We start from the raw sequence: 3,739 nt of genomic DNA, 5'->3' as shown, positions 1-3,739 counted from the left end.
TCGACGCCGTTCGCCATCATCGGGACCGCGGTGCTCATCCTTGTGGTTGCGTGGCGGCTCCTGAAGGTCCACGGCTCGAAGCTCCGGTCGCTTCAGGGCGGCGTTGACCTCATCGACCAGACGCGTCAGCAGATGCTCATCGAATACCGGAACCAGCAGGACGCCGCCGACGAGGAGCGCCTTGAAGACGTGGCGGAAATCGGCCCGAACCACGTCTACTGGCAGGACGCGTTCGGCATCCAGTCGGTCAAGCAGTTGGCCGACGAGTTCGCGTGGGGACGCCCGGTGACCGACGCCGAGGGGAACATCGTTCGCGACACGGACGCCGACCCGCTGACCGACGACGACGGCGAGGTCATCACGTGGAGCGACGGCACGCCGGTCTACCCGGCAGTGATGGAACACCGCGGGATTCAGGACCTCCTCGAAGCCGACAGAGTGGGCGACACGTGGCTCGAACCCGTCACGCGACGCGACATGCTCGGCGACCAGTCGACCGCGCTCGCACACGCCAAGCGCGCGCTCATGCGAATGACCACGCACCACGGCATGCCGCAGTACCAGCCTGCCCGTGCCGAGGTCCGGTCGATGATACAGGACCTCGAACAGGCACGGTCGGCGGACGGCGGGGCGGCCGCGCGCCGCCGCCGTCGCCGACGCTCGGGGCGCGGCGCTCCGGCGGAAGGTGACGACTGATGCGTGGGCGTGACCGCCTCGACGACGCCGCCGCAGGTGCGAAAGACATCGGCGGGTCGGCCGGTGAGTTCCTGAAGAGTGCCGGCCGCCGGACGGGGTCGGCCGCGAAGCAGACGCCGGGGGCGCTCGTTCGACGATTCGTCGCCCGGCTCATCGGCAGTCCCGAACAGCAATCGACGCGCTTCCTCATCGCGCTCATCGTCATCTCAGGGTTCGTGGGCTTCATCGGCGTGTTTTTCGCGGCGTCGGGCGCGGTCTCGGCGACGGCCAGCTCCGGCTGGCTTGTCCGCACCTTCGCGAGCGTCGTGACGAACTTCGCGCTCTACTCGGTCCTCGCGGTCATCGGCGCGGTTGTCGCCATCAACCGCTGGTGGGACCTCGCGGCGGGGAAGACGGCCGAGCACACGCGCTACTCGAAACGGACGGTCAAGCGGTTCGCCGCGGAGGTCAAGTCGACCGACGGCAGTACGCGCCTCATCGGCAACGCTGACCACTCCGAGGACGAACTGCGCGCGAAACTGATGCGCGCACTCGCGGGCCAGTTCACGTCCGAGACGCCCGACGAGGACGAGCAGGTCGAAGCTGTCGCCCCGGTCGAAACGGGCTACGGCCTCCCCGACAAGGCGGCCATCGACGAGCGGACGGCGGCCGCGACCGACGCCGACGTCGACGCTGAGGACGTCGACCCCGAATCGTCGCTTGAGGGCCTCAGCCTCCTCGCGGCGAAGCAGGTCGTGCGCCTCCGCATCGGCCACCTCCAAGCGCAGCTCATCGCGAACGAACTCGAAGACCACGGCTACCGTGCGGACCACGGGCGGCCGCTCCCGGAAGTCGTAGAGACGCCGGACGACGCGACCGGCGAGACGGCCACCATCCGCGACGCCGCCGCCGTCGACGACGACACCGCCGAGCTGCAGTCGCTCGGCGACGCGTTCGCGGCGTTCCGGCGGTCGGTCCAGACGGCGCGGATGGACATCGCGACCTCGTTCAACGCCGACGAAATCCTGTGGCGCTTCGGTATGCCCGCGCTCGGGACCATCTTCGCGGCCATCGTCATCGCCCAAACACCGTGGTTCGCGGCGTGGGTCTACCCGGTGCTTATCGCCATCGGCGTCGCGGTCGGCGCGACCTCGTACCTCACGTTCAAGTGGCGACGTCGCCGGGCGGTCCGGTCGCTCCGCGAAGAGCGTGAACCGAAGCGCTGGCGGACGTGCGTCACGCTCGCCAAGCGCGTCGAGACGCCCGAGCAGACGCTGTTCGTCGCGTGGATGGGCGGCCACGTCTACGCCGATTACGACCGCCACCGCCTCGTGCGAAAGGTCGCCGACCGGTGGCACACCCGCCTACAGGGTGACGACGTCGCCCCGGCGATTCAGGAGAAGTTCGCACGGAACGTCCGCCAGATGCTCCCGATGCTCCACCAGTTCGAGTACGGCGACGCCTACGAGGGCCGGAAGGCCGTCATGGACGACATCATCACGACCGTCTCGGAAGCGCGCGACCCCGACGGGATGGTGCCGAAGTTCGACCTCGCCGAGAAAGTCGTCGAGTGCGGCGAGGGCATCGGCCACGACCCGGACATCGTCGCCGAGGTCTACGAGGACATGGTGCCGACCGTGCTGACCGAGACGGACATCACCGTCACAGACGCCGACGGGATGCCTCACGACATCACGGCGGTCCACCTGCGGACGATGGACATCCCCGACGACCTCGCACGCATCCGCGCACAGTTCTCCAACCAGTTCGCTGTCGACAACATCGACGGCTACCCGCTCCCCGACATCCCGATGCCCGGCGGTCCGCAGCATCTTGTCGCGGGAACGGACGACGTGACGGCCTGAACACACCCAACTGACACAGCATGGAATCCTACCACGACAGCCACGCAGCTATCCAGGGCCGCGACACGAGAGACGTCGAAGCGGTTGCGGCAAGCATCGTCCAACAGAAACGCGAGCGTAACGAGCGCCAACGCGACCTTGACATCGAGTCAGCGGTCCGCGAACACCTCGCGGCGGCCCAAGACCTCCTCGCGGAGGACCCCGAAGCCGCCCGGATGGTCCTCGAAGACGTTCACTACATCCTCCGCGACGACGGCGACCTCGCGGAGGTCCTCAACCGGAACTCGGGGATGCTCGAAGACAAGGCCGGCCTCGAACCGGCGCGGGCCGCCGAGGTCCGGTCGCGATTCCGTCGTCAACAGCGGATGCACGACCGTGGTGGTCGCCTCCCGAGCGTCGAACAGGAGTACACGACGCTCCTCTACATCGCTCGCACGCTCGACTACTACTCGGCCGTCTCGGAGATGACGCCGTACGCGCCCATCACGCTCGAACAACTCGACGTGGCGGGCGTGACGCGGGCGGACAACCCCACCCCGGTCGGTCGTCGCCGACTCCCCAAGGGGACGAAACTCGACCCCGAGGACGCGGCGCGCGAAATCCCCCACGAGTCGTGCGACCACATCCTCTGTATCGCGCTCCCGCGGTCGGGCAAGGACTCGACGCTGACGAACATCGGGATGAACCTGTGGCGACAGCACGGCTACAAGTACATCTCCGTGTTCGACGACGGGCGGATGGAGACGCCGATGATTTCCATCCCGAACGACGACCCCGGCATCCTGAAGAACCTCGACCGACTCGGGCAAGAGCCGCGGGCGTTCGACGCCGAAGTGTTCGTCCCGTCGACGCCGGGTATCCCCGAGCAACTACCGGCCAACTTCCGGGAATTCACGCTTGGCATCGACACGCTGACGCCGCACCTCATCCTTCGCCTCGCGGGCGTCCGAACCACCGACGCGACCGCCGAGGACCGCATCGAACAGGCGCTGAACAAGACGCTTGAAGGGTCGGGACAGGTCCCCGAACTCGTCGCTCGTATCCAGCAACTCGCGAAGGCCCAAGACACCGAAATCCAGTGGACTGAAAAGAAGGACAAGCACACGACGAGCGGCGACGGCAGTACGCACGTCGAAACATACGCGGCGCGGTACTCCATGAGCCGGTCGAAGGCGCTGGAGAACGCGGCCGCCCGACTG

Annotated in this window: 2 protein-coding genes and 1 pseudogene; all 3 read left to right on the top strand. The window is 67.6% G+C overall.

What is annotated here, in order from left to right; all coding sequences use genetic code 11:
• Positions 1-696: hypothetical protein (locus C5C07_RS21400; protein ID WP_158546613.1), on the top strand; the 696-nt coding region annotated here is incomplete at its 5' end.
• Positions 696-2,540 (top strand): hypothetical protein, encoded by a 1,845-nt coding sequence (locus tag C5C07_RS20305; protein ID WP_115806038.1) that lies wholly within the window; start codon positions 696-698, stop codon positions 2,538-2,540. The genes C5C07_RS21400 and C5C07_RS20305, both read left to right, overlap by 1 nt.
• Before the next feature lie 20 nt (positions 2,541-2,560).
• A pseudogene (locus C5C07_RS20300) lies at positions 2,561-3,739 on the top strand (hypothetical protein); the annotation flags it as partial.

The sequence above is a fragment of the Haloferax sp. Atlit-4N genome (genome assembly GCF_003383025.1).
In the GTDB taxonomy this organism is placed as follows: Archaea; Halobacteriota; Halobacteria; order Halobacteriales; family Haloferacaceae; genus Haloferax; species Haloferax gibbonsii.
The sequence above is the reverse complement of the archived record's forward strand: the minus strand, read 5'-3'. Positions and strand labels throughout refer to the sequence as shown.